We start from the raw sequence: 1,607 nt of genomic DNA, 5'->3' as shown, positions 1-1,607 counted from the left end.
AGCCTGGATCCGTGGATTGGCTGGTGGGGTGATCTTGGGGTGGGTTTTGTGCTGGTCGGCTGGTTGCGGGCGTGGTTGACTTGCTGGCGTTCCCAGCTTGTCCACTGTTGTGTCCTGGTTGGGTCTGGTGGGACCGGATGAGTGGTGGGTCAGGCTTGCACTTGTCGGTCATGATCGATGAAAACGTTGTCCCACAAGGTTGTCCATAGTTGCGCTCGGGGCCAGTGGGCCGGCAGATGCAGGGTTCGTTTTCCCTGGGGTCTGGCGATGCGGGCGGGAACGGTAACCACATGGCGGCGCAGGGTCGCCCCGCGGGCGACGGCGTGGGCATGGTCGATGAGGGTCCCCGCTGCGCGCAGCAGATTATGGGTGATCGCGGCCAGTATCGCCCAGGCGGCGTTCGCGGCGAAGATCCCGGAGGGCAGGTGCGCCAGAGGTCCGTCGATGAGGTCCGCGAACACCGATTCGATGATCGCGTGGCGGCGGTGGGTGAGGTCGGCGTCGGTGACCGGTTCGGTGGAGTTGGTGAAGAACGGGTGATACCGCCAGACCGGGAACAGTTCGTCGGGGTGGTTGCGGTCACGGACCCGCCGGACGATGAGCCGGGCGGTGATCTCGTTTTTCGTGCCGGCGAACGCGGTGTAGCCGACTTCGGCGACCTCGGCATCGGAGATCAACTCGCCGGTGTCGGGGTCAAGGACCGCTCCGGGGTAGTCCACGGGCGTCCACGCGTTCTCGGCGATGGTGGTGATCGCGCGCAGCACCGACGGGGTTTTGGTCAGCACGAAGGAGAACCGTGCACCGGCGTTGACTACCGCGGTGATGGTTTTGCCGTGGCCGAATGCGGAATCGCCTCGGCACATGATGTCGCGTGCGCCGGCGGCTTTCGCGGCGTTGATGGCTTCGGTGATCATGCTGGCCGCGCCTTTGCCGGAGCCGGCTTTGCCCGCGCGTAGCCGGATCCCGGCCACGACCGGGGCGGCGGTGCGGGTGGAGATTGTGGTGACCAGTGGAGACAAACCCTTGCGCAGTAGTTGTTTGTTCGCGATCTTCGCGTGCCCGAACGACGCGCCTTGTTTGGCGTGGCCGTAGACTGGTCGTAGCAGTGAGTCGATGTCGACGAACGTCTGCTCGGCGATCCCGTCGAGCAGGTCGGTCCGCGTCGCCAGTGCCAGCAGATGCCCGCGCAGCACCGAGGACAGTTGCCGGGTATGGCCGTGGGTGAACTCCCGCAGCAAGATTCCTATCGTGGTCGGTGCGCGGACACCGTCGAACAGTTTTTTCATGCCACCGGCGCGGATCACGTCGAGGTCGTCGATGCTGTCGGCTCCCGCGGCCATGCCCGCGATGATCGCGGCGAGTTTCGGTGCTGGGTTGGCTGCTCCTGATCGGATTCGTTCGGATCGGAACATCACGCGTTGTTCGAGTAGATCGGTCAGGCCTGTCTGGGTGGCCAGTTCCATCACTGGTACCAGCCCTGCGCACGACACGAGGTTCTCGTCATCGAACGTGGCGGCGCCGCGCCGCCAGTTGTGGGACAATTTCACTGAAAGTGTCCTTCCGATCCGCACTGATCAGGTCCTCAACACACCCGATTGTTGCAGGTC

At 64.4% G+C, this 1,607-nt stretch carries 1 protein-coding gene; it reads right to left on the bottom strand.

What is annotated here, in order from left to right; all coding sequences use genetic code 11:
* Positions 1 to 149: 149 nt before the first annotated feature.
* A complete protein-coding gene (locus QMK34_RS47375; RefSeq protein ID WP_326421610.1) occupies positions 150 to 1,547 on the bottom strand; it encodes an IS1380 family transposase in 1,398 nt (465 codons plus the stop codon).
* Positions 1,548 to 1,607 lie beyond the last annotated feature (60 nt).

This window comes from Amycolatopsis sp. H20-H5 (assembly GCF_035828755.1).
Taxonomy (GTDB): domain Bacteria; phylum Actinomycetota; class Actinomycetes; order Mycobacteriales; family Pseudonocardiaceae; genus Amycolatopsis.
Note: the sequence above shows the minus strand (reverse complement) of the source record. Positions and strands in the feature narration are given on the sequence as shown.